Genomic DNA, 23,505 nt, shown 5'->3' with positions numbered 1-23,505 from the left:
CGCACCGGCGCCGGGCTCATCGCAGTGCCGGCTCCGCGTCGCTGCCGCTGGCCGCGACGGACACGACCTTGCCGTCGGCGGACGACTCCAGCAGAGCGGCGGCGACCTGCACGGTACGCAGACCCTGCCGCAGCGTGACGATGTCGCTCTGCTTGCCCTCCACCGCGTCCCGGAAGCGCTCGTGCTCCACCAGCAGCGGCTCCCGCTTCGGGATGGCGTAGCGGACCATGTCGCCCTCGGCCACGCCGCGGAACGCGCGCAGCGCCTCCCACTCGGTGTCGATGGCGGCGTTGGCGTAGAACGTCAGGTCGGCGGTGAGCGTGTCGGCCACGAAGCAGCCCTTGTCACCGGTGACGACTGTCGACCGCTCCTTGAGCGGGCTGAGCCAGTTCACCAGGTGGTTGACCATCGTGCCGTCGGCGAGCTGGCCGACCACGGCGACCATGTCCTCGTGCAGCCGGCCGCTGCGCGAGACCGTGCGGGCGGCGACCGAGCTGTACTGCTGGCCGGTCACCCAGGCGGTCAGGTCGATGTCGTGGGTGGCCAGGTCCATCACCACGCCGACGTCGGCGATCCGGTGCGGGAACGGGCCCTGGCGCCGGGTGACGACCTGGAACACCTCGCCCAGCTCGCCCGCCTCCAGGCGGGTACGCAGGCTCTGCAGCGCCGGGTTGTAGCGCTCGATGTGCCCGACGCCGGCGACCAGGCCGGCGTTCTCGAACGCCTCGACCAACCGGGTGGCCGCGTCGACGGACTGGGCCAGCGGCTTCTCGATGAGCGCGCAGACGCCGTTGGCGGCCAGCTCCATGCCGATCGGCTCGTGCAGCGCCGTCGGGCAGGCCACCACCGCGTAGTCGACGCCGAGGGCGAGCAGGTCGCTCAGCTCGGGTACGACGGGCGCGCGCAGCGTGCCGGTCACGTCGCCGGCCGGGTCGACCACGCCGACCAGCTCGACGCCGTCCAGGTTGGACAGCACGCGGGCGTGGTTGCGGCCCATCGCGCCGAGGCCGATCAGACCGGCCCGCAGCTTCCGTCCACTCACTGCGCTCTCCTTCGTTCGCGACTGCGGGGCTCGCGGACCCGGCTCACTCCTCGCGCTCACCGGGCACCGGCGGCCAGGTTCGCGCCCTCGGCGATCCGCTCCAGCTCGGCCTGGCTCAGCGACGGGTGCACCGGCAGCGAGACCACCTCGGCGGCGGCCCGCTCGGTCTCCGGCAGGTCCCACGGGCCCGGCTTGCCGTCGGCGGTGAGGTACGGCTTGAGCCGGTGGATCGGGGTCGGGTAGTAGACCGCGTTGCCGATGCCCAGCTCGGTGAGGCGCGCCTGGGCGGCGTCGCGGTCGCCCCGCACCCGCACGGTGTACTGGTGGTAGACGTGCTTGGCGCCGTCGGCGACCGGCGGGGTGACCATGCCGGTGATCGCCGAGTCGAGGAACTTGGCGTTGGCGCGGCGCTGCTCGGTCCACTCGGCGAGCTGGGTGAGCTGCACCCGGCCGATCGCGGCGGCCACGTCGGTCATCCGCATGTTGGCGCCGACGATCTCGTTGGCGTACCGCTGCTCCATGCCCTGGTTGCGCAGCAGCCGCAGGGTGCGGGCGAGGTCCGCGTCGGCGGTGGTGATCATGCCGCCCTCGAGGGAGTGCATGTTCTTCGTCGGGTAGAAGCTGAAGCAGCCGGCGGTGCCGAAGGCGCCGACCGGGGTGCCGTTGCGCTCGGCGCCGTGCGCCTGCGCGGCGTCCTCGACCACGGCGAGGCCGTGCTGCTGCGCGATCTCCATGATCCGGTCCATCGCGGCCGGGTGGCCGTAGAGGTGCACCGGCATGATCGCGACGGTCTTCGGCGTGACGGCGGCGGCGACGGCCTCCGGGTCGACGCAGAAGCTGCCCGGCTCGATGTCCACGAAGACCGGCTCGGCGCCGACCAGCCGGACCGCGTTGCCGCTGGCGGCGAAGGAGAACGACGGAACGATGACCTCGTCGCCCGGGCCGAAGCCGAGCGCCATCAGCGTCAGCTGCAGCGCGGAGGTGCCGGAGTTGACGGCGACGCAGTGCCGGCCGGCGACCAGGTCACCGAACTCCTCCTCGAACGCCGCGACCTCGGGGCCCTGCACGACCCGGCCGCTCCGCAGCACCCGGACGGCCGCCTCGATCTCGGCCTCGCCGATGATCGGCCGTGCGGGGGGAATGAACTCTGGATGCGGCCCGGCCATGGGGCTTCCTCCTGTCGACACGTGGTTCATGGGAGACATTTCGGGGGATGGTACCGCTCTGTCGGGAAAACCAGCCGTTCGCACTGATTGTCCGACGGGTTGTGACCTTCTGTTCATGATCGGCGACGGACCTCCGGGAGTGGCCCGGGGCTCACACTTCCACCTCGTCGCGCACAGGCCCCACGCATGCTACCCGCAGCGCGGCGACGATAGCGGCCGCCATCCGGGGCACCTCGGCGGGCTCCAGCGGGGCCCGGGAGATCGCCATCCGCCAGTAGACCGGGCCGACGATGAGATCGACGGCGGCGCGCCGGTCGGTGTCCGGGGACAGCTCACCGCGTTCGACCGCCCGGCCGATCAGGATCCGGCCCACGGCCTGCTGGTAGTCGTCCAGGGCGGCCTGCAGCTTCTCCGCGATCTGCGGGTTGCGGGCCGCCTCGGCCAGCAGGTCCGGGATGATCTGCGCGGCCAGCCGGTGACGCAACGCGCGCGCCATCACGTGCAACAGGATCTCCAGGTCGCCGAGGAGGCTGCCGGTGTCCAGCAGCGGGATGTTGCGCCCCGCCACCGCCGAGACCATGTCCAGCACCAGGTCGAGCTTCGAACGCCAGCGGCGGTAGATGGCGGTCTTGCTCACACCGGCCCGGCGGGCCACCGCCTCGATGGAGAGGCGACCGTAGCCCACCTCGGCCAGTTCCTGCATCACGGCGGCGCGGATGGCACTGGTGATCTCCCCGCGCAGCACCGCCGCACCGGCCGGGGCACGCCTCTTCTCGGTCGTCACGTGGAACAATGTAGCGCAACGACGGTACGGTTGCGTCCCGACGTTCGGTGGACTACCTTCCATGCAGCAGCGAGGCGGCTCCTCCCCGCCCGGCCACGCTGGATCTCACCGCACTGCTCCCCATCAGCACGAAAGATCGGAGCGCCTGAACATGGCCAACACCGCGGTGGCCGACCCCGAATCCGGACTGACCAGGGCCCAGCTGGCCCAGCGGTACGGGCTACGGGTGGCCGGCGAACGACCGGCTCTGGGTGAGTACGCCCGCCGGTTGTGGGCGTACCGGCACTTCATGACCGCGTACTCGCGGGCGAAGGTCGCCTCCTCGCTGAGCAACACCCAGCTCGGCCAGCTCTGGCAGGTGCTGACGCCGCTCACCAACGCGGCCGTCTACTTCCTGATCTTCGGCCTGATCCTGGCCCAGAGCCGGAGCGTGCCGAACTTCATCGCGTACCTGTGCACCGGCGTCTTCGTCTTCATCTTCACGCAGACGGCGGCGACGAACGGCGTGAGCGCGATCACCGGCAACCTGGGCCTGATCCGGGCGCTCCAGTTCCCCCGGGCCGCGCTGCCGATCACCGTCACGCTGGTCCAGCTCCAGCAGCTACTCATGTCGATGGTCGTGCTGGCCGCCATCGTGCTGATCACCGGCGAGCCGATCACCCTGCGCTGGGTCCTGATCGTCCCGATGCTGCTGCTCCAGACGATCTTCAACGTCGGGCTGAGCATGGTCATGGCCCGCCTCGGCTCCAAGGCCGCCGACCTCAAGCAGGTCATGCCGTTCGTGATGCGCACCTGGCTGTACGCCTCCGGCGTGCTCTACCCGGTGGCGCTCATCCGCGAGCACCTGCCGAGCTGGGCGGCCAACATCCTGGAGTGGAACCCGCCGCTGGTCTTCATCGAGCTGGCCCGCTACGCGCTGCTCGAATCGCACCAGGCGAACCTGATCAGCTCCCCGCTGAAGCTGTGGGCGATGGGCCTGCTCTGGGCGATCGTGATGGGCGTCGGCGGATTCGTCTACTTCTGGCGCGGAGAGAAGGAGTACGGCCGTGGCTGAGCAGACCCTGCCGCTGAACGCCGGCCCGGTTGTCGACTCGGGCCGCGTCCCCACCGTGGTGGTGGACGACGTGCACGTGATCTACCGGATCCACAAGGGCGCGAGCGGCGGCACCACCGCGGTCTCCGCGCTCAAGCGGATCGTCTCCCGCACCAAGGCGCCGAACATCCGCGAGGTGCACGCGGTCAAGGGCGTCAGCTTCACCGCGTACGAGGGTGAGGCGATCGGCCTGATCGGCAGCAACGGCTCCGGCAAGTCCACGCTGCTGCGCGCCATCGCCGGGCTGCTCCCGCCGGCCCGCGGCGCCGTCTACACCCAGGGCCAGCCGTCGCTGCTCGGCGTCAACGCCGCGCTGCTCAACGACCTGTCCGGCGAGCGCAACGTGGTGCTCGGCTGCCTCGCCATGGGCATGCACCCGGACGAGGTCAAGCGGATCGCCCCGGAGATCATCGAGTTCTCCGGAATCAACGAGCGCGGCGACTTCGCCTCGCTGCCGATGCGCACCTACTCCTCCGGCATGGGCGCGCGGCTGCGCTTCGCGATCTCCTCGGCGAAGAAGCACGACGTGCTGCTCATCGACGAGGCGCTGGCCACCGGCGACCGCAAGTTCCGGGTCCGCAGCGAGCAGCGGGTCCGCGAGCTGCGCGACAGCGCCGGCACCGTCTTCCTGGTCAGCCACTCGATCGGCTCGATCCGGGACACCTGCGAACGGACCATCTGGCTGGAGAGCGGCGTCCTGAAGATGGACGGCCCCACCAAGGAGGTCTGCGACGCGTACGAGAACCAGAAGTAGCGCCCCGGAGCGCACCGCACCGGGTTCCGCCCGGAGCGGTGCGCTCCCGCGTACGCGTTAAGGTTTTCGGACCCATCCCCTTTCACCCAGAGTGAGGTACGGCAATGACGCAGGACCACACCACCGCACCGGACGCCGCGCCGGCGAGCCCGGCACCCTGGCGCCCCGCGCGTACGGTGGCCGTGATCCTCGCCGGGGGGACCGGCACGCGCCTCGGGCTGGGCATCCCGAAGCAGCTCCTCAAGATCGCCGGCAAGCCGATCATCGAGCACACCCTGGCCGTCTTCGAGGCCGCACCCGAGATCGACGAGATCGTCGTGCTGATGGCCACCGGGCACGTGCCGGACGCGCAGCGCATCGTCGCCGACGCCGGCTTCCGCAAGGTCACCAAGGTGATCGAGGGCGGCGAGACCCGCAACGACACCACCCGGATCGCGCTCGACGCGGTCGGCGAGGGCGACGTCAACATCCTCTTCCACGACGCGGTCCGCCCGCTGGTCAGCGCCCGGATCGTGCGCGAGTGCGTGAACGCGCTCTGGACGTACTCGGCTGTCGACGTGGCCATCCCGTCCGCCGACACGATCATCCAGGTGGACGCGGACGACTGCATCACCGACATCCCGGTCCGCTCCCGGCTGCGCCGCGGCCAGACCCCGCAGGCGTTCCGCTCCGGCACCATCCGCGAGGCGTACCGCCGGGCCGAGGGCGACCCCGACTTCGCCGCCACCGACGACTGCGGCGTGGTGCTGCGCTACCTGCCCGGCACGCCGATCAAGGTGATCGACGGCTCGGACGAGAACATCAAGGTCACCCACCCGGTCGACGTGCACCTGGCCGACAAGCTGTTCCAGCTCGCCGCCGCCCAGGCGCCCCGCCTGACCGACCACCGCAGCTACGCCGAGGAGCTGACCGGCCGGACCATCGTGGTCTTCGGCGGCAGCTACGGCATCGGCCACGACCTGACCGAGCTGGCCCGCGGCTACGGCGCCCAGGTCTTCCCGTTCAGCCGCTCCACCACCGGCACGCACGTCGAGCGCGCCGAGGACGTGGCCGCCGCGCTGAAGACCGCGTTCGAGGCGACCGGCCGGATCGACCACGTCGTGGTCACCGCCGGCATCCTGGAGAAGGGTGCGCTGGCCGAGATGGACTCCGAGACGATGGACCGTCTCCTGCACGTCAACTTCGTCGGCCCGGTCACCATCGCGCGCCAGTCGTTGCCGTACCTCCAGCAGACAAAGGGTCAGCTGCTGCTCTACACGTCCAGCTCCTACACCCGGGGCCGGGCCCGCTACGCGCTGTACTCGGCCACCAAGGCCGCGCTGGTCAACCTGACGCAGGCGCTCGCCGACGAGTGGGCCGAGTTCGGCGTCCGGGTCAACTGCGTCAACCCGGAACGCACCGCCACCCCGATGCGGACGCGGGCGTTCGGCGAGGAGCCGGAGCACACGCTGCTCTCCTCCGAGGCGGTCGCGCAGGCGTCCCTGGACGTGCTGATCTCCGAATTGACCGGCCAGGTGGTCGACGTGCGCCGGGCCCCCGGCGAGCAGGTGGCCGCCGTACCGGCCCAGCCGGGCCCGGACCGGTCCGCGCTGTCCGCCGACGCCTGAATCCAACGGGACGTACCAGATGCGTGGTGACCTGGTCCGCAAGCTGCTCGCCCGGGTGCTGACCACCGGGCTGGCGGTGCTGGCCTTCCTCGTCGTGGCGCTCACCGGGGCCACCGGCTGGGGCCTGGCCCTGGCGGTGGCGGCGCTCGCCGCCACCGCCTGGGAGCGCCGGGTCCGGCCGTCGGCCGACGGGCTCGCCGAGACGGTGCTCGTCGCCGCCGGCATCCTGGTCGGCTACGCGCGTCGCCTCGACGACGGCTTCGACCCGGCGCTGGCCGCCACCGCGCTGGTCCTGCTCGGCCTGGTGCTGCTGGTCGGCCCGCTGCGGCAGGCCGGCGCGCTGGAGATCCGCGCGGCGAACCTCCCGGTCCGTACGTGGACACCCGTGGTCGCCGCCCGGCTCGGCGACGCGCTGCTGGTGCTGCTCGCCGTGGTGGCGCTCGCCGCCGCCCTGGCACTTCCCGCCTGGACGGCGCTCGCCGCCGCGCTGCTCGTCGGCGCCGGATGCGGTGCGGTCGCGCTGGACCTCGCCCGGCGCCGGTTCCGGCCGCCCGCCGGAGGTGGACCGGTCGGCCGGGCGCTGCGCCGCCACCAGCCCGAGTTCCTGCTGCACTTCTCCGCCCCGCCCGGCTCGGAGTACCAGGTCACCATGTGGCTGCCGTACCTGGAGCGGATCGGCCGCCCGTTCGTGGTGGTGCTGCGCGAGCCGGAGTTCCTGGCGACGGTGGCCGCCGCCACCAGCGCCCCGGTGGTCCTCTGCCCCACGCTGAAGGCGCTGGACGAGGCGCTGGTGCCGAGCCTGCGGGTGGCGTTCTACGTCAACCACGGCGCGAAGAACGCCCACGTGATCCGGTTCAACCAGCTCACCCACGTGCAGTTGCACCACGGCGACAGCGACAAGGCGCCAAGCGCCAACCCGGTCTCGGCCATCTTCGACAAGATCTTCGTGGCCGGGCAGGCGGCGATCGACAGGTACGCCCGCGCCGGCGTGGAGATCCCCGCCGACAAGTTCGTCGTGGTCGGCCGCCCCCAGGTCGAGGCCATCGAGGTACGCCGGGAGCCGGTCACCCCGCCGGCGCACCCGACGGTCCTCTACACCCCGACCTGGACCGGGCACCACGCCGACGCCAACTACTGCTCGCTGCCGGTGGCCGAGACGCTGATCCGCCGGCTGATCGACCGGGGCGCCGCGGTGATCCTGCGCGCCCACCCGTACACCGACAAGAACCCGGCCTCGGCCCGCCAGCTCGCCCGGCTCACCGAACTGCTCGCCGCCGACCGGGCGAAGACCGGCCGGCCGCACCTGTTCGGTGCCGCCGCGAGCCGCGCGCTGACGCTCACCGAGTGCGTCAACCGCGCCGACGCGCTGGTCTCCGACGTATCAGGGGTCATCTCCGACTGGCTCTACTCCGGCAAGCCGTACGCGGTCACCGACACCGGTGCCGACGGCGAGCACTTCGTCGAGCGGTTCCCGCTCGCGGCGTCCGGCTACGTGCTGCGGCGGGACATGTCCAACGTGGACGACGTGCTCACCGGCCTGCTCGACGCCGACCCGAAGGCGGCGCAACGCTGGGCGGCCCGGACGCGTTACCTGGGCGACTTCCCCGCCGACGGGTACGCCGAGGCGTTCCTCGCCGCCGCCCGCCGCGAGCTGGAACCCGACTGGGCGGTCCCGGCGCCGCGCGCCGAGGTGTAGGCCCGCTCAGAGGTACGGGTCGAGCAGGGCGAGTACCGCCTCCGGGTCCTCGACGTGCGCGTTGTGGCCCAGCCCGGGCAGCGTGGCCACCGGTGCGCCCAGTTCCTTGAGCTGCGCGTCGGTCACCATCGGGTCCAGCTCGCCCCGGGCCAGCAGGACGGGCACGTCGGTGGCGGCCAGCAGCACCGGCAACCGGGGCTCGCCGACCGCGAACGCGGCCGGGTCCATGGCGAGCCGCCAGCGGCCGTCCTCCCGCCGCAGCCCCGCCTCCACCACCGGGTGGTCCGGGGCGAACAGCCCGGCGAGCCCGGACACCCGCAGGTAGCGGCGAGCCGCCTCGTCCCGGGTGGCGAACCAGGTGACCTGCCGGGCGGCCAGCTCCTGCGACTTCGCCAGTTCGGCCGGGGACCAGACCGCCTTGATGCCGAGCCCCACGACCGCGTCGACCGGATGTCCCCGCTGCCGGGCCGCGAGCGCCAGTGCCACCACCCCGCCGAGCGAGTGCCCGAGCACCACCAGCCGGTCGTCGGGGCCGAGCCGGACCGGGCCGAGCCCGTCGGCGACGCGCTGGGCCAGGGCTTCGAACGAGTAGCCGGGCAGCGGCGGCGACCAGCCGTGACCCGCGAGGTCGGGGGCGAGCCAGCGGCCGGGCCAGCGGCGCTCCAGCAGCGGTGCCCAGGGCAGCCACACCTCGCCGGTGGCGCCCATGCCGTGCAGGAGAATCAGGTGCCGCTTCCCCGTCGTATCGCCCATTGGCGCAGTCTGCCACCGCCCGCACCGGTCAGGCGAGACCGAACCCGCCCGCCCCGCCCACGCTCCACCCTCACCATCGGCCTGTGAGTGGAGTTGTCAAGGGCTCCCGGCTCCGAGAGATCTTGGTACCAAACGGCCCGCATAGGGGCCCTTTTCCACCAAGATCTCCACCGATCCCATCTTGCGCCCAGGGCCGCCCCGAAACCTCTGCGATCTTGGAGTTGTGGCACCTTCCATCGCGGGCGAGCCGGACACACTGGGCGCCACAAGTCCAAGATCGGCGCGCAAGGGCGCGTGCGAGGGCCGCGCCGGCACCCCGGAACGGGGTGCCGGCCTCCGGCGTGTCAGGACGGTCAGGCGGAGTAGCCGCGGCTGGCGATCCAGTGCGCCAGGTCGATAGTGGTCACCCAGTACGACGGCAGCGACGGGTCGGCCGAGTCGGCGATCCGCACGGTCCGGCCGTCGTCCTTGTAGCCGACCACCGCGACGTAGTGGCCGCCCGGGAACGAGTGCCAGCCGCCGTTGGTGTCGGTGGCGGTACCGGCGACGTTCGCGACGATCCCGCGGCCGTCGTTGATCGCCTCGACCACGTCGGCCTGGAGGCGGTCCATCTGGGCCGGAGTGGCCGAGCCGGGAATCATCCGGGTCCGGTACGGGTTGCCATTGACCTGCTGGTTGAGCACCCGGGTGGTGTCCTCGGCCGAGTTGGTGCCCATCTCGGTGGTACCGAGCGGGCCGGCGAGCGCGTCCTGGGTGCGCTCGATGCCGGCGGCGCTGAGCGCGTTGCGCACGGCGGCCGGGCCGCAGTAGAAGTAGTTGATCTGCGCCTGGTAGTCGTAGTCGAGCGACTTGCTCGACGGCGGCTTCGGCTCGGCCTCGGGCGTGGTGTCCGGGTCGGCCGCGGCCTTGGCCGGCCGGGCGGTTGTCGGCGACGCGCTGGGCACGGCGGAGGCGCTGGGCGCGGCGGAGACGCTGGGCGACGCCTGCGGTACGGCGATGCGGGCCTCGCTGCGGGCGGCGGGCTGCTCGCCGAGGCGGGCGGCGCCGAGATCGGCGACCGCCGCGGTGTTCTCCTGGACCGGGGCGTCGTCACCGGCGGTGGCGACGGTGCCGGCGCCGGCGGCCAGCACCAGCGCGGCGGCCGATCCGGCGATGATCCGGTACGGACGTTCGGTGACGATCCGTCGCAGTTGACGCTTCAGGTGGTGCTTCACGAAATCCTCCACGGGGTGTGTGGCGCAGGCCGGCCCGGCACGCGGAGGAACTCACACGTGCTGAATGGGCCGGATGGCCGGGGGATCGGGAACGCCCGTGATGCCGGGCGCCCGAGGGGGCGGTTTTGCCGGTCGCGCGTCAGGCCGGCGCGGGCACCGCGTCGCCGTGGAGGCGGGGGGACGATCGAGGGATGGGCACGAGGGGTACTCCTTCCGTGGCCGCCGACCGGGTTAGCTGACGGATTCGGGCGGGAAGTACGCCCTACCGCGGGCCGTGGGCTCGCGGATTCACCCCGATGTTGCTCGTGGGTCCCCGGTTCGTGGAACACGATTAGGCGGGTCGGTGCGGCGTCGCCGTCGGCGATCGATTACCGCATCGGACCGCGCCGACACTACCGGTGGGTATGTCCGATGCCAAGCGCTCCCACCTGGGTAAACGTGATCTGCGGTAACGGATTTCGGAACACCCTGTTACTCACTTCACTCAATGGGACAAGCAGTTTCGACGGCACCGCGCGGCGAAAAGCGGACAGACCGCGACCACCGGGCCGGCAATTGCGCGACTCGATGACCCGTTCTGCGCCCGGCGCCCGTTTCGGTAACGCGGGTGACCGGGCTCACCACCTTCCGGGTAACGATTCGGTCGAGACGGCCGTCTCAGCCCACCCGGGCCGGGCGCCACCGGGCGTTGCGGACCGACGCGGGCACCGGCACGGGGCTCGTCGTCGCGCTCTCGTACGCCGGGGCGGGCCGCAGCGCCGCCGCGGCCGCGTACGCCTCGGCGGCGAGCGTCCGGGCGGCCTCGGCAGCCAGTTCCGCGTCCCGCCAGGCCGCCCGCTCCCGCGCGGCGGCGCTCTCCCATCCGGCCCGGCGCCCGTCCCTGATGGTCCGGGCCAGCACGATCTCCTGCTCGGCCGGGTGCCGGCGCGGATCCCACCCGTTGCGGCCCGCCAGCACGTCGGCGAGCTGGCGGGCGGTCAGGTCGCCCCGCCAGTGCGCGGTCATGGCGGCGTGGTGCAGCCAGCGTTCCCGGGCCGCGTACTCCGCCGGGGTGCGAGGCGTGCGCGGGGCGGCCAGCGCGGCGGCGCCGGCCAGGCGGCGGGCGGCGGCGTCCGCCTCGTCGTACGCGGTCCAGGCCCGGTCCGCCTCGTCCTGCTCGGCCAGCCACCGCTCCCGGCGGCGACCGGCCGTCTGGGCGGCCCCGGCGGCTGCCACCGCCACCTCCTCGGCGTACCGGACCAGGTCGTCGCGGCGGGCGGCGTCGGCGTCGGCCGGTTCGGCGACGGCATCCGGTACGGGGTCGCGTTCGGGGCGGGCGACGAGCGCGGCGAGCAGGCCGAGGGCGAGCAGCAGCAGGAAGGACCAGATGGCGGCGGCCTCGGGCACGGAGGTGAGGAAGTGGTACAGAGCGGTCTGCGACATGGTCGGCACCTCATCGGAAGGACCTGGCGGGAGGGCCCGCACGACCTCGCCGGGCGGCCGGTGCAAGGGCGCCGGGGGCGGGTGCGGAGATGAGTTCGGTGGGTGCGGGGAACGGGCGCGGCCCGTGGGCGGATCAGCGGGCGGGCGGGGCCCGTGGGCCGGCCGGCGCGGCGGTCCGGCCGGCCGGGACCGGCTCCGCGACGGCCGGGGCGGCGGCCCGGGGCGCGGGCCCCGGAACCCCGGCGGGACCGGCGTGCCGCTCGGCGACGCGGTCGACTTCCGGCCGCGCGGCGGTCGGGGCGTCCACGACCGGGTACGCCGACGCGGCGACCGCCGGAGCCGGGGCGGCAGCGGCGACACCGGCCGGCAGCGTGGCGGCGCCGGACGAACAGGCGACGACCACGGCGAGACTGGCGAGCATCCGGGCGGTCCAGCGCGCCACCCACCACACGGGGCAGGTGAGCGCGATCGGAAGCACGGGTACAAACTACCGCCGATCCCTCACGAGCACACCGCCGCACGGCGTGTCGCGGATCGACCGGCGGACGTGTGCGCGGGTCAGTCCGGGCGACGCCGCCCGGCGTACTCGATGCCCTCGGCCGGACCGGTGACGGGCCTCGCGCCGTCGTCGGCGGCCGGGCCGGCGGTTGCCTCGGCGGGCTCGCGCGGAGCCGGCACGGCCGGTGCGCGCGACGCCGCGCGGGCCCGGCGGGACGGGCCGAGCAGGCGCATCATCGGCACCTCCACCCAGCGGTGCAGCGCGGCGGCCAGCGCGAGCGTGACCACCAGGAAGCCGAGCACCGCGACCGGGCCGCGCCAGCCGGGCAGCCCGGTCCCCCAGTGCCCGGTCAGCCGCAGCACGGTGACCATGACCAGCACGTGCACCAGGTAGAAGGCGAACGAGACCTCACCGAGCCAGACCATCGCCCGGGACCGCCAGGGGGTGCGCCGGCCACGCACGTCGGCGTCCGCCGCGGCGGCGATGACCAGCAGGTACGCGACCGCGAGCAGCGCCGCCCAGAACTCGGCCGGGATCCACAGCGCGGCGACCACCCAGGTGGCGACGAAGATCCCGGTGGCGGCGGCGAGGTTCGGTCCGCGCCAGCGGTGCCGGCGCATCAGCTCGGCGGCGGCCACGCCCATCCAGAACTCCAGCGACCGGGTCACCGGGAAGATCTGGGTGAACCACCACCGCTGCTCCTCCGGCACGAGGTGCTGGCCGGGCCACAGCGCCAGGATGAGCAGCGGCGCCGCGACCAGCACGGTGCGCAGCACGCCGGTACGGGCCCGGCGCAGCCACGGCACCACGAGCGGCAGGCACAGGTAGAAGGCCAGCTCGCAGGAGAGCGACCAGCTCACGTTGTTGACGCTGTAGAAGTAGCCGCCCAGCGGGATCCACGCCTGGACCAGGAAGAAATTGGCGATCGCGGCCCACGGCACCACCGGGTCGGCGAACCAGGCCGCGACCGCCAGCGCCGCGACGAACGTCACCACGTGGTTCGGGTAGATCTTGGCGAACCGGCGGCGCAGGAACGTCCACGCGCGCTCCCCGTCCCGGTACGACCAGACCAGCACGAACCCGCTGAGGATGAAGAAGAACTCGACGCCGGACAGGCCCAGGCTGAACGCCTTGTCCACCACGGTCTTCAGGTGCGGCTCGGCGACGATCCCCATGGTGCCGGCGTGGAAGCCGAAGACCAGCAGCGCGGCGACCCACCGCAATCCGGTCAGCGACGGCAGTCGTGGGGCACGGGTGACGGTCGGCGCGCTGGTCATTCCGGGCACCCTACCCCGGGAGAACAGGGACGTTCCCGGCGAGCCGACGTCCGCTCGGCTCCGCCGGGGCGGCGGATAGGATTCCTGTTCCTGCACGCGCCGGAGCCCACCCGGCTCCCGCCCGCACACCGGGCCGTACGGAAGGTGAGCGAACCGGATGCACCAGCGGATCCTGCTCCGCGCCCGCAAGGGCCCGTTCGACGTCCTCACACCGGAGGAGACGTTCGCCGGCAACTGGATCGGGGACAACAGCGGCAACCTGGTCTTCAGCCACGCCGCGCACAAGCTGCTCGCCACCTCCACGGCCGAGATCACCGCGACCCGCAGCCCGGCCGGGCCGCGCCTCGCCGACGAGATCAACGAGCGGCACGACGTGTTCGTCGTACCGCTCGCCAACGCGTTCCGGCGCAGCTTCGTGCACCGCCTGACGCCGCTGACCAAACTGATCGAGCGGCTGAAGATCCCGGTGGTGGTGCTCGGCGTCGGCGTGCAGACGAACGTCGACGGCGACCGCGAGTACCTGCGGCCGATCGACGAGCCGGTCCGCGCGTTCTGCAAGGCCGTGCTGGACCGGTCGCACAGCATCGGCGTACGCGGCGAGGTGACCGAGAGCTACCTCAACGCGCTGGGCTTCTCCGCGGTGGAGCAGATCGGCTGTCCGTCGATGTTCCTGCACGGCGAGGAGTTCCGCCTGGAGAAGACCCGGCCGGAGCTGACCGCCGACTCGAAGGTCGCGCTCACCATCTCCCCGTACGTCCGCTCGATGGCCTCGGTGGTCCGCCACCACCAGGAGCGCTACCCGAACCTCTGCTACATCCCGCAGGACCTGCGGACGCTCGGCACCCTGCTCTACGGCGACGCGCCCGAGCACCGGGGCCAGAGCAGCGACATCCCGCTGCACACCTCGCACCCGCTGTTCGCCGAGGACAAGGTGCGCATGTTCGTCGACCCGTGGACCTGGATGTCGCACCTGTCCGGGTACGACTTCGCGTTCGGCACCCGCATCCACGGCACCATCACGGCGCTCGTCGCCGGCACGCCCGGCTATCTGTTCGCCCACGACTCGCGCACGTTGGAACTGGCCCGCTACTTCGGCATCCCGCACCGGATCATGCGGGACGTGCCGGCCGACGTCGACGCCGCCGACCTCTACGCGGAGGCCGACTACACCGCGCTCAACGACGGCCACAAGGCCCGCTTCGAGACCATCACCGCGTTCCTGGCCAAGCACGACCTCGGCACCTCGTTCGGCGACGGCGACAGCGCCGCGCGTTTCGACCGCCGGGTGGCCGAGACGGTGTTCCCGCCGGCCGTCCGGCCCGCCGCCGCCACCCCGCCGGCCGAGCTGCTGACCCGCATCGAGCGGCTGCGCGACGAGAACGCCAAGCTCACCGCCACCGTCGACGCGGTCCGCTCGCAGCAGCTCCGGGAGCGGATCAAGCAGGCCGTCCCGGGCACGGTCCGCCGGATGCTGCGACGCTGATCGTCGTACGCCTGTTCGAGGGCACGGTACGATCGGCTGCGTGTCCGACGCGTACCAGCCCTCGATGCTCGACCTGGCCGAGCAGGGCCCGGCCCTGGGCCCGCTCGCCGGGGCGCTGCGCCGGCACGAGCTGAGCCGGGGCGCCTGGGTCGACCACCTGCCCGGCTGGGTACGCGGCTCCGACGAGGTGCTCGACACGCTGCGCCACGACGTGCCGTGGCGGGCCGAACGCCGGACCATGTACGACACCGAGGTCGACGTGCCCCGGCTGCTCTGCTGGTACGCCGCCGGCCGCCCGCTGCCGCACCCGGTGCTCACCGCGGCCCGGGAGGCGCTCACCCGCCACTACGCGCCCGAGCTGGGCGAACCGTTCGTGACCGCCGGCATGTGCCTCTACCGCGACGGCCGCGACAGCGTGGCCTGGCACGGCGACACCCACGGCCGCTCCGCGCACACCGACACCATGGTGGCGATCGTCTCGTTCGGTTCCCCGCGCGCGCTGCTGCTGCGACCTCGTGACGGAGGCGGCGGCCTGCGGTTCCCGCTCGGCCACGGCGACCTCGTGGTGATGGGCGGCTCCTGCCAGCGCACCTGGGAGCACGCCGTGCCGAAGACCACCCGGCCGGTCGGCCCCCGGGTCAGTGTCCAGTTCCGTCCCACCGGCGTCGCCTGAGCCCGGGGCGGGCCCACATCCGGGCAGGGTACGTGCTAGAAACAACTCCCAGGGTCGATCACGCCCCCGTCACCCGATGACGCGAAGGGCGACCGATGACCCAGTCCCCCACCCCCCGCTGGTCCCCGTGGACCCTGCACGGCGACGGCCGCCAGGTACGCCCCGGCGACGTGGTCGCGCCCGACGAACGGCTCTCCTGGCCGCGCACCATCGGCGTGGGCGTGCAGCACGTGGTCGCCATGTTCGGCGCCACCTTCACCGTCCCGCTGATCACCGGGTTCCCGCCCGCCACCACACTGCTGTTCTCCGGGCTCGGCACGCTGCTGTTCCTGCTGATCACCGGCAACCGGCTGCCCTCGTACCTCGGCTCGTCGTTCGCGTTCATCGCGCCGGTGCTGGCGGCGAAGACCGACGGCGGCATCGGCGCGGCCCTCGGCGGCATCGTCGTCGCGGGCGTCGCGCTGGCGATCGTCGGCGTGGTGGTGCAGGTGGCCGGTTCCCGCTGGATCGACGCGCTGATGCCGCCAGTGGTCACCGGCGCGATCGTCATGCTGATCGGCCTCAACCTCGCGCCGGTCGCCTGGGACGGCGACGGCTCCGGCACCGGCGTGAAGGCCCAGCCGCTGATCGCCGTGATCACCCTCGCCGCGATCCTGCTCACCACTGTGCTGTTCCGCGGCTTCGCGGCGCGGCTGTCGATCCTCGTCGGCGTGGTGGTCGGCTGGGTGGTCGCCGCGTTCACCGGCAACCTCGACCAGCAGGCCGTCAGCGGGCTGCGCCAGGCGGACTGGATCGGATTCCCCGAGTTCCACACGCCGAGCTTCGACGCGCGCGCCGTCGTACTGGTCATCCCGGTGATCCTGGTGCTGATCGCGGAGAACGCCGGGCACGTCAAGGCGGTCGCCGCGATGACCGGCCGCAACCTGGACCGCGACATGGGCCGGGCGCTGCTCGGCGACGGCGTCGCCACGGTGCTGGCCGGGTCCGGCGGCGGTTCCGGCACCACCACGTACGCGGAGAACATCGGCGTGATGGCGGCGACCCGCGTCTACTCCACCGCCGCGTACTGGGTGGCCGGCGGCACCGCGATCCTGCTCGGGCTCTGCCCGAAGTTCGGCGCGCTGATCCTGACCGTGCCGGCCGGTGTGCTCGGGGGCGCCACCACCGCCCTGTACGGCCTGATCGCCATCCTGGGCGCCCGCATCTGGATCGAGAGCCGGGTCGACTTCCACGACCCGATCAACCTGTTCACCGCCGCGGTGGCGGTGATCATCGGCGCCGCCAACTACACGCTTGCCGCCGGTGACCTGTCGTTCAACGGCATCGCGCTGGGTACCGCCGCCGCCCTGGTCATCTACCACGGGATGCGCTTGATCGCCCGCCTGCGCGGCACCACCCCCGAGTCCCGCCAGTCCCCCGCCCCCGAACTCTGACCCCTCACCCCGCACCCGCACCCGCACCCGCACCCGCTGCGGTGATCAAGGAGTTTGTGGTCGGCGGGAGCCGGGAAAGGGCCGCAAACTCCTTGATCAACCGGGTCGGGCAGGGCCGAGACGGGTGGGGTCGGGTCAGGAGGGCAGGCCGGCAGGTCGGGGCCGGAGGCTGGGCCGCCGGGCCGGGTGCGCGGGCGAGGGCGAAAGACGAGCGGGCGCGACTGCGCGGTGGGGCGGGGGCCAGGCGCCCCGCCCCCACCTCGTCAGTCGCGGTCGATGTGGTGGCCCACCACGGTGGGGCCCAGCATCACGGCGAAACCGGAGCCGTCACGGCGCGGGTCGGCCGGGGGCAGCTCCACCGGGTCGCCGGTGGCCGTCGCACCCACCGGCCGCGGGCCGATCCACGCCACCGACAGCTCCATCTCACCCTTGAGGAACCGCTGCGCGCGTACGCCGCCGGTCGCCCTCCCCTTCGCCGGATACGCCTTGAACGGCGTCACCTTCACCGTGGCGCCGGTCGACGTGACCACCATCGGCTCACCGTGCTTCGTGTCGTCGGTGCGGATCGCGCCGAAGAAGACCACCCGGGCGTCGCCTGGCAGGTTGATGCCGGCCATGCCGCCGCCCTTGAGCCCCTGCGGGCGTACCACGGAGGCGGCGAAGCGCAGCAGCGACGCCTCCGAGGAGACGAACGCCAACGTCTCGGCGCCGTCGGTCAGCCACGTCGCGCCGACCACCTCGTCGCCGTCGCGCAGCGAGATCACCTCGAACTCGTCGGAGCGGACCGGCCAGTCCGGGGCGCACACCTTCACCACGCCCGCCCGGGTGCCGAGCGCCAGGCCGGGCGACCCCTGCGCGGACGGACCCAGTGGGGCGAGCCCGACCACCGTCTCGCCCGGCTCCAGCGGCGCCAGTTCCGCCGCCGACATGCCGCCACGCAGCGACACCGTGCCGGACTGCTCCGGCAGCACCGGCAACGGCAGCACGTCGATCTTGAACGCGCGGCCGGCACTGGTCACCAGCAGCACCCGGCCGCGGGCGGTGGAGTGCACGATCGCGCGTACCGCGTCGTGCTTGACCCGGCCGCTGCGCCGCCGCGCCTCGGCGGCCTCCTCCGACTCGGCCGCGGTGCGTGCCACCAACCCGGTGGCGGAGAGGATGACCTGGCACGGGTCGTCGGCGACCTCCAGCGGACCGGCGGGCACCGAGGCGGCCAGCACCTCCTTGAGGTCACCGTCGACGAGCGTGGTGCGCCGCGGCGCGCCGAACTGCTTGACCACCGCGGCCAGCTCGTCGGAGACCACCTTCCGCAGCACCCTGTCGTCGTCCAGGATCTTCGACAGCTCGGCGATCTCGCCGCGCAGCTTCTCCTGCTCGGCCTCCAGTTCCAGCCGGTCGTACCTGGTCAGCCGGCGCAGCGGAGTATCCAGAATGTAGCTCGCCTGGATTTCGGAGAGCTTGAACTTCTGCATCAGGCCGTCCTTGGCGGCCTGCGCGTCCTCGCTGGCGCGGATCAGCTTCACCACCCGGTCGATGTCGAGCAGGGCGATCAGCAGACCGTCGACCAGGTGCAGGCGCTCCTCCCGCTTGCGCTTGCGATACGCGCTGCGCCGGGTCACCACCTCGTAGCGGTGCGCCAGGAACACGTCGAGCAGTTCCTTGAGCCCCAGCGTGCGGGGCTGGCCGTCGACGAGCACCAGGTTGTTCACGCCGAAGGACTGCTCCAGCGGGGTGAGCCGGTAGAGGTCGGCCAGCAGGGCCTGCGGGTTCACGCCGACCTTGCACTCCACCACCAGCCGGGTGCCGTTCTCCCGGTCGGTGAGGTCCTTGACGTCGGCGATTCCGGTGAGCCGCTTGGTCTTGTTCACCTCGTTGGTGATGGCCGCGATGACCTTCTCGGCGCCGACGCCGTACGGCAACTCGGTGACCGTGATGGCCTGCCGGCCGCGGCTGCCCTCCAGCGGGCCGATCTCCACCCGGCCGCGCATGCGCACCACGCCGCGCCCGGTCTCGTACGCGCGGCGCACCTCGTCCAGGCCGAGCAGCAACCCGCCGGTGGGCAGGTCGGGGCCGGGCACGAACTCCATGATCTTGTCCAGCGTGGCGTCCGGGTGGTTGATCAGCCAGCGGGCGGCCTGGACCACCTCACCGAGGTTGTGCGGGATCATGTTTGTGGCCATGCCGACCGCGATGCCTGACGCGCCGTTGACGAGCAGGTTCGGGAACGCCGCCGGCAGCACCGTGGGCTGGGTCAGCGAGCCGTCGTAGTTCGGCTCGACGTCGACAGTGTCCTCACCCAGCTCGCCGACGAGCAGCATCGCCTCCCGGGACATCCGGGCCTCGGTGTTGTGGTTGACGAAACCACCGGCCAGGAAGGAATGGTCGGCGGATTCGACTCGAACGGAATAGACCTCCGCCGGCTCGTCGGAAGAGACCGCGGCGACCTTCTCGTACCGATAGCCCGCATCCATGACGGGCAGGATCGTGGCAAGGATCTCGGTGTCCTTGATGCGATCGATGATGCGGAGTCGTTCGGTCTCCCACCGCTCGACACGATCGAAGTTGTGGCTGGTGAGCCACTTACGTCCGCTGCCCCGACGATCGAAGTCGATGCTGCTGCGTACGTACTCGGCCACAAAGGGGACATGGTCCTGACTGAGCCGATGCGGGCGCAGCGGCGCGTGCCGCAGCATCTTGGCCAGCACCGCCTGCTTGGTACGGAGAAAGCCGACACGAGTTGCGAACGCCCCGATGTTTCGCGTCCCGGATATCACCAAGCGGTGCTCCACCGAGCCACTGGGCCGGGTGTAGTGGCGCCGACAGGCGATCACACCGAACTCCGCGAGCAGTTCTTGAACCTCCCGAGTCAGACGCTCGCTATAGCTCGTGTACTGGATGGTGAAGCTGTTGTTGGCGACGCGGACTCCGCCGTCACCTTCGAAGAGGGCCATCAGGAAGGCCCGCTTGATGCCCCAACCCCCTGCCCAGACGAACTCGGGCACGAACTTGTCCCTCGCCTGGTGACCGATGAGCTCGGCGAGTGGACTCGCTCGGAAGGCCTCCATCCCGCCGGCGACGTCCTGGACGTCGAGTTCGTATATGCGGCGACGGTCTCGGCGCGTGTGCCGGTCGCTGACGTAGCGTCGTCCAGCCACGACATGGTCGTAGGCATGCAGGACCTCGCCGAAGAAGTGCTCGTCGGTATTGCTGAATCCTGCCCGCGACTCGCTCGCGAAGCCTTCAGAGACCCAGGCACCACCGAGCACGCCGAGCATGTACTCACGGGCGGCGGGGACGACCTGGTTCCATGCGTTCCGAGCGATACAGACCACCGAGCCCGGCGTCACCTCGTCGAGCCGACGCCACTGGAAGACAGGGACGCCCACCGGAGCTTCGAGGCAGAGAACCAGATGATTCTCACTACCACGCAGGGAGAATCCGGTCTCAGTCGTGATGCGGAGCGTCGGGTGGACGCCCGAGTTGAAGACCTTGTTGACCCGGACCGCTTTGCCGTCCTTGTCAAGGACTTCGAAATCGGCCTCCGCCTCGCTGTTCGGCGGCAGGTCGACCACATCCCCGATCCGTGGGCTGCTGCCGTCGGCCAAGCGGATCCGGGTGTCACCCACGACGCAGTAGCGCGCCGCGGCCGGGCCGTCATCCGGGCTGCCGAAGTTGCCGTGCCCGTCGATGAGCGGGACGTTGAGCGAGAAGTCCTGGGCCAGCCGCACCATCGCGTCGTAGATGGCGGTGTCGCCGTGGGGATGGTACTTGCCCATTGCGTCGCCGACGATGCGGGCGCTCTTGACGTGACTGCGATCCGGGCGGTGGCCCTGCTCGTACATCGACCACAGGATGCGCCGGTGCACCGGCTTGAGCCCGTCGCGCGCGTCGGGCAGGGCGCGGGAGTGGATGACCGAGAACGCGTACTCCAGGTAGGAGTCCGAGACCTCGGTGACCAGCGGGTTGTCGAAGACGCGGGCGCCGGCCTGGTCGAAGGCGGCCAGGTCCGCCTTCGTGCGGTCGTCCTTGCGGCGTGCCATGGTGTGCGTTTCCTTCCAGACGAACCCGTTGGTCAGGCGTCGATGGCGTCGCGGTCGACCCGGTCGGCGGAGTCGATCAGCCAGTTGCGGCGGGGCTCGACCTTCTCCCCCATGAGCAGTTCGAGGATCCGTTCGGCGGCCTCGACGTCGTCGAGCGTGATCCGGCGGACCGCCCGGGTGGCCGGGTTCATGGTGGTCTCCCACAGCTCGTCGGCGTCCATCTCACCGAGGCCCTTGAAGCGCGGGATCGGCGTGACGATCTGCTTGCCGACCTTCTCCAGCTTGCGGACAGTCGCCTCCATCTCGGCCTGGGTGTAGGTGTAGACGGTCTGCGGGCTGCGCCCCTTCGTGGTGATCTTGTGCAGGGGCGGCATCGCCGCGTAGAGCCGCCCGGCCTCGATCAGCGGCCGCATGTAGCGGGCGAACAGCGTGATCAGCAGGGTACGGATGTGGGCGCCGTCGACGTCCGCGTCGGCCATGATGAGCACCCGGCCGTAGCGCAGGGCGGACAGGTCGAACGTGCGGCCCGAGCCGGCGCCGAGCACCTGCACGATCGCGGCGCACTCGGCGTTGTCCAGCACCTGCTGGAGGTTGGCCTTCTGCACGTTGAGGATCTTGCCGCGGATCGGCAGCAGCGCCTGGTATTCGGAGGACCGCGCGAGGCGCCCCGTCCCGAGGGCGCTGTCCCCCTCCACGATGAACAGCTCACTTCTCTCGATGCCCGCGGCCCGGCAGTCGACGAGCTTGGCCGGCATGGCCGCGCCCTCCAGCGCGGTCTTGCGGCGGGCGGCGTCCTTCTGCTGCTTCTGGGTGAGCCGGACCCGGGCCGCGTCGACGATCTTCTGCAGCACCGTACGGGCCTCGGCCTTGGTCCGGCGGTCGTCCAGCCAGCTCTTGAGGTGCGCCTCGACGAGCCCTTGGAGCACCTTGGTGATGCCGGCGGTGGACAGTTCGTCCTTGGTCTGCGAGGTGAACTGCGGCTCGGGGATGCGCACGTGCACCACCGCCGTCATGCCCTCCAGGACGTCGTCCAGCGTGGGCGCGTCCTCCTTGGGCTTGAGCAGGCCGCGGGCGTTGCGGGCGGCCTCGGCGAGAGTACGGGCCAGCGCCCGTTCGAAGCCCTTGCGGTGGGTGCCGCCGTGGGCGTTGCGGATGGTGTTGGTGAAGCACTCGACGGTGCGTTCGTAGCCGGTGCCCCAGCGGAACGCCACCTCGACCTCGGCGCGGCGCTGCACGTTGGACTGCATCACGCCGTTGGCGTCGGCGGCGTTCTCCCGGTAGGTGCCCTCGCCGGTGACCAGCAGCGTGCCGGAGACCGGCCGGTCGCCGGCCGGGGCGAGGAACTCCACCATGTCGGTGAGCCCGGCGGGGAAGTGGAAGCGCTCCTCGACGGCTTCCTCGCCGGTCTCGTCGCGCAGCCGGTAGGCCACGCCGGGGACGAGGAACGCGGTGTTGCGCAGCTTGAGCCGGACGGCCTCGGTGTCGAGCGCGGCGCCGGTCTCGAAGTAGCGCGGGTCGTGCCACCAGCGGATCGAGGTGCCGGTGCGCTGTCCGCGCTTCATCGCGCCGACGATCTGGAGGCCGGGGCCGGGGGTGAACGGCGCGTCCGGCCCGTCGCCGTCGAAGACGCCCGGCACGCCGTGGCGGAACGACATGGCGTGGACCTTGCCGCCGCGCCGGACGGTGACGTCGAAGCGGCGGGACAGTGCGTTGACCGCTGACGCGCCGACGCCGTGCAGGCCGCCGGAGGTCTTGTAGCCGGAGCCGCCGAACTTGCCGCCGGCGTGCAGGCGGGTCAGCACCAGCTCGACGCCGGAGATGCCGGACTTGGCGTGCACGTCGGTGGGGATGCCCCGGCCGTCGTCGTCGACCTGGACCGACCCGTCGGCGTGCAGGATCACGTCGACGGTCGTGGCGTGACCGGCGACACCCTCGTCGGTCGAGTTGTCGAGGATCTCATTGACGAGGTGACCCACGCCACGGCTGTCGGTCGAGCCGATGTACATGCCCGGGCGCTTGCGGACGGCGTCGAGGCCCTCCAGATGCGTCAGGTCGTCGGCCCCGTAGAGGGTCTCAGGCTGTGCGGTCAACTGGTCGTACTCCCAGGTCTCGGCGGTGTGGTGCCGTTCACCGTGTGATCCCCTAACGATGATCGCCGGGCGCGGCGCGCCGGAGCGAGCCTAGCCGGGCGCCCCGACAGGTCGGCGGCACCGGGGCGGTGCGTTGCGCGATCGGCCTGCCGGCCGTGACCGCGCCGGGGGCCGTGTACGGCGGCCGGTGGGACGGGTTGGGGGTCCGGGCAGGGCCCCGGCAAAGTCGTGAGGGTGTCCGGCTTGATCCGCTTGGTGTAGACGCGCCCGTGCTGGTGGTAGCAGGGCGGGCATGACTCGTTTAAATGATCATCGAGGTTCTCTACGCCTTGTTGATCGTCCGAAGTGAGTCATGCCCGCCCTGCCATCATCGCTGATATCGTCTGTGTCCAGCGCACCGGATGTCACCGTGCCCGAAACCGCTGCTGGACTGCCCGCAGCGCTGGCCGACCTGCCGGATCCCCGTGCCCGCCGCGGTG

Annotated in this window: 16 protein-coding genes, 3 pseudogenes and 1 riboswitch; of the genes and pseudogenes, 7 read left to right on the top strand and 12 right to left on the bottom strand. The window is 71.9% G+C overall.

What is annotated here, in order from left to right; translation table 11 throughout:
- Positions 1 to 16: 16 nt before the first annotated feature.
- From C569_RS0105910 to C569_RS0105900, 3 genes are all read right to left on the bottom strand, one after another.
- Entirely contained in the window at positions 17 to 1,042 is a 1,026-nt protein-coding gene (locus C569_RS0105910; RefSeq protein WP_013285263.1) for a Gfo/Idh/MocA family protein, read from the bottom strand.
- Positions 1,043 to 1,098: 56 nt separating this feature from the next.
- Positions 1,099 to 2,208, bottom strand: a complete 1,110-nt coding sequence (locus C569_RS0105905; protein WP_018784871.1) for a DegT/DnrJ/EryC1/StrS aminotransferase family protein — start codon at positions 2,206 to 2,208, stop codon at positions 1,099 to 1,101.
- A 151-nt stretch (positions 2,209 to 2,359) separates the two neighbouring features.
- The gene (locus tag C569_RS0105900; RefSeq protein WP_018784870.1) at positions 2,360 to 2,992 is read right to left on the bottom strand and encodes a TetR/AcrR family transcriptional regulator; all 633 of its coding nucleotides are present in this window, start codon (positions 2,990 to 2,992) and stop codon (positions 2,360 to 2,362) included.
- Between the two features lie 151 nt (positions 2,993 to 3,143).
- Between C569_RS0105900 and C569_RS0105895 the strand changes: the two genes are divergently transcribed.
- The 4 genes from C569_RS0105895 (at position 3,144) to C569_RS0105880 (ending at position 8,142) form a co-directional block, all read left to right on the top strand.
- The gene (locus C569_RS0105895) at positions 3,144 to 4,046 is read left to right on the top strand and encodes an ABC transporter permease (RefSeq protein ID WP_018784869.1); all 903 of its coding nucleotides are present in this window, start codon (positions 3,144 to 3,146) and stop codon (positions 4,044 to 4,046) included.
- The gene (locus tag C569_RS0105890) at positions 4,039 to 4,839 is read left to right on the top strand and encodes an ABC transporter ATP-binding protein (protein WP_018784868.1); all 801 of its coding nucleotides are present in this window, start codon (positions 4,039 to 4,041) and stop codon (positions 4,837 to 4,839) included. Before C569_RS0105895 ends, C569_RS0105890 begins: the two co-directional genes overlap by 8 nt.
- Before the next feature lie 104 nt (positions 4,840 to 4,943).
- On the top strand, positions 4,944 to 6,446 hold the full coding sequence (locus C569_RS0105885; protein ID WP_018784867.1) for a bifunctional cytidylyltransferase/SDR family oxidoreductase: 1,503 nt from the start codon (positions 4,944 to 4,946) through the stop codon (positions 6,444 to 6,446).
- 19 nt (positions 6,447 to 6,465) lie between these two features.
- Positions 6,466 to 8,142, top strand: a complete 1,677-nt coding sequence (locus C569_RS0105880; protein WP_018784866.1) for a CDP-glycerol glycerophosphotransferase family protein — start codon at positions 6,466 to 6,468, stop codon at positions 8,140 to 8,142.
- 6 nt (positions 8,143 to 8,148) lie between these two features.
- Here the strand turns inward: C569_RS0105880 and C569_RS0105875 are convergent, their stop codons facing one another.
- From C569_RS0105875 to C569_RS0105855, 5 genes are all read right to left on the bottom strand, one after another.
- The gene (locus C569_RS0105875) at positions 8,149 to 8,895 is read right to left on the bottom strand and encodes an alpha/beta fold hydrolase (protein ID WP_026267753.1); all 747 of its coding nucleotides are present in this window, start codon (positions 8,893 to 8,895) and stop codon (positions 8,149 to 8,151) included.
- A gap of 353 nt (positions 8,896 to 9,248) precedes the next feature.
- Positions 9,249 to 10,109 (bottom strand): C39 family peptidase, encoded by an 861-nt coding sequence (locus tag C569_RS0105870; RefSeq protein WP_018784864.1) that lies wholly within the window; start codon positions 10,107 to 10,109, stop codon positions 9,249 to 9,251.
- 205 nt (positions 10,110 to 10,314) lie between these two features.
- Positions 10,315 to 10,457: riboswitch (cyclic di-AMP (ydaO/yuaA leader) on the bottom strand.
- Positions 10,458 to 10,766: 309 nt separating this feature from the next.
- Positions 10,767 to 11,531 (bottom strand): hypothetical protein, encoded by a 765-nt coding sequence (locus C569_RS0105865; protein ID WP_026267752.1) that lies wholly within the window; start codon positions 11,529 to 11,531, stop codon positions 10,767 to 10,769.
- 133 nt (positions 11,532 to 11,664) lie between these two features.
- Entirely contained in the window at positions 11,665 to 12,009 is a 345-nt protein-coding gene (locus tag C569_RS0105860; RefSeq protein WP_018784862.1) for a hypothetical protein, read from the bottom strand.
- An 80-nt stretch (positions 12,010 to 12,089) separates the two neighbouring features.
- Positions 12,090 to 13,307 carry an acyltransferase gene (locus tag C569_RS0105855; RefSeq protein WP_018784861.1) on the bottom strand — a complete coding sequence of 406 codons (1,218 nt, stop codon included), beginning with the start codon at positions 13,305 to 13,307 and terminating at the stop codon, positions 12,090 to 12,092.
- 157 nt (positions 13,308 to 13,464) lie between these two features.
- Between C569_RS0105855 and C569_RS0105850 the strand changes: the two genes are divergently transcribed.
- The 3 genes from C569_RS0105850 (at position 13,465) to C569_RS0105840 (ending at position 16,896) form a co-directional block, all read left to right on the top strand.
- Positions 13,465 to 14,790 (top strand): polysaccharide pyruvyl transferase family protein, encoded by a 1,326-nt coding sequence (locus C569_RS0105850; protein ID WP_018784860.1) that lies wholly within the window; start codon positions 13,465 to 13,467, stop codon positions 14,788 to 14,790.
- A 40-nt stretch (positions 14,791 to 14,830) separates the two neighbouring features.
- Positions 14,831 to 15,463: an alpha-ketoglutarate-dependent dioxygenase AlkB gene (locus C569_RS0105845; RefSeq protein ID WP_018784859.1), complete on the top strand. Its 633-nt coding sequence runs from the start codon at positions 14,831 to 14,833 to the stop codon at positions 15,461 to 15,463.
- 95 nt (positions 15,464 to 15,558) lie between these two features.
- On the top strand, positions 15,559 to 16,896 hold the full coding sequence (locus C569_RS0105840) for a uracil-xanthine permease family protein (protein WP_018784858.1): 1,338 nt from the start codon (positions 15,559 to 15,561) through the stop codon (positions 16,894 to 16,896).
- A 263-nt stretch (positions 16,897 to 17,159) separates the two neighbouring features.
- Here the strand turns inward: C569_RS0105840 and C569_RS34960 are convergent.
- The 4 genes and pseudogenes from C569_RS34960 to C569_RS0105830 all read right to left on the bottom strand — a co-directional run.
- Positions 17,160 to 19,241 (bottom strand): annotated as a pseudogene (locus C569_RS34960) (DNA gyrase subunit A); the annotation flags it as partial.
- Positions 19,242 to 19,634: 393 nt separating this feature from the next.
- Positions 19,635 to 20,228, bottom strand: a pseudogene (locus C569_RS34955) (LAGLIDADG family homing endonuclease); the annotation flags it as partial.
- Between the two features lie 81 nt (positions 20,229 to 20,309).
- A pseudogene (locus tag C569_RS34950) lies at positions 20,310 to 20,936 on the bottom strand (DNA gyrase subunit A); the annotation flags it as partial.
- Between the two features lie 32 nt (positions 20,937 to 20,968).
- The gene (locus tag C569_RS0105830; RefSeq protein WP_018784856.1) at positions 20,969 to 23,026 is read right to left on the bottom strand and encodes a DNA topoisomerase IV subunit B; all 2,058 of its coding nucleotides are present in this window, start codon (positions 23,024 to 23,026) and stop codon (positions 20,969 to 20,971) included.
- Between the last annotated feature and the right edge of the window lie 479 nt (positions 23,027 to 23,505).

This window comes from Micromonospora sp. CNB394, assembly GCF_000374985.1.
GTDB classification, from domain to species: domain Bacteria; phylum Actinomycetota; class Actinomycetes; order Mycobacteriales; family Micromonosporaceae; genus Micromonospora; species Micromonospora marina.
Note: the sequence above shows the minus strand (reverse complement) of the source record. Positions and strands in the feature narration are given on the sequence as shown.